Raw genomic sequence first — 936 nt, 5'->3', positions numbered from 1 at the left:
GCTGCGCACGGCCCTGCGCCGCCGCGATGTCTTCGTCTCGCCCAGTTGGCGCTATGCCGACCCGCGCCTTGGCCTGCTCGACGGTGCCGAATGGCTGGCGGCGCGACCGATCATCTGCCGGTCACTGGGCCTGACCATCGACGCCAAAACCACCCTGGACGCCTTGTCCGTCGAGCTGGATGCAACCTGGCTGGCAGTAGCCGCGCGCCTGCCCGACAACCCGGCGATTCAACTGAGCGAGAACACCGAGGGCAAGACCGAACTGTCGCTCGGGGCGCTGGACAAGCTGGACGAGCCCTGCTCGTTGCTGCAACTGCGGGCGGCCGTGTCTGACCTGATGCCGCGTGTCGATCTGCCGGAAATCCTCTTGGAAATCGCCGCCCGCACTGGCTTTTCCGAGGCCTTCACCCATGTCTCCGAACGCAATGCACGCGCCGACAACCTGGTCACCAGCCTCTGCGCGGTGCTGTTGGGCGGGGCCTGCAACACCGGCCTGGAGCCCTTGATCCGCACCGACAACCCGGCGCTGCGCCGTGACCGGCTGTCCTGGGTCAGCCAGAATTATATCCGCGACGACACCCTGTCAGCGGCTAACGCCATCCTGGTCGGAGCGCAAAGCCAACTGGAACTGGCCCAAGTCTGGGGTGGCGGCGAGGTCGCCTCCGCCGATGGCATGCGCTTCGTCGTACCGGTGCGCACCGTGCATGCCGGCCCCAATCCGAAGTATTTCGGCACCGGCCGGGGTGTCACCTGGTACAACCTGATTTCCGACCAATTCTCCGGCCTCAACGCCATCACCGTGCCCGGCACGCTGCGCGACAGCCTGGTGTTGCTGGAGGTCGTGCTGGAACAGCAGACCGAGTTGCAGCCGACGCAAATCATGACCGACACCGGGGCCTACAGCGATGTGGTGTTCGGGCTCTTCCGCCTACTTGG

The 936-nt window shown here is 65.9% G+C and carries 1 protein-coding gene; it reads left to right on the top strand.

Annotated features, from left to right (window positions below):
• On the top strand, nucleotides 1–936 hold a 936-nt coding region (locus tag ABD296_RS49385), incomplete at both ends, for a Tn3 family transposase (protein WP_344285460.1).

This window comes from Actinomadura napierensis, from assembly GCF_039529375.1.
GTDB classification, from domain to species: Bacteria; Actinomycetota; Actinomycetes; order Streptosporangiales; family Streptosporangiaceae; genus Spirillospora; species Spirillospora napierensis.
This window is presented reverse-complemented; position numbering and strand designations above follow the sequence as displayed.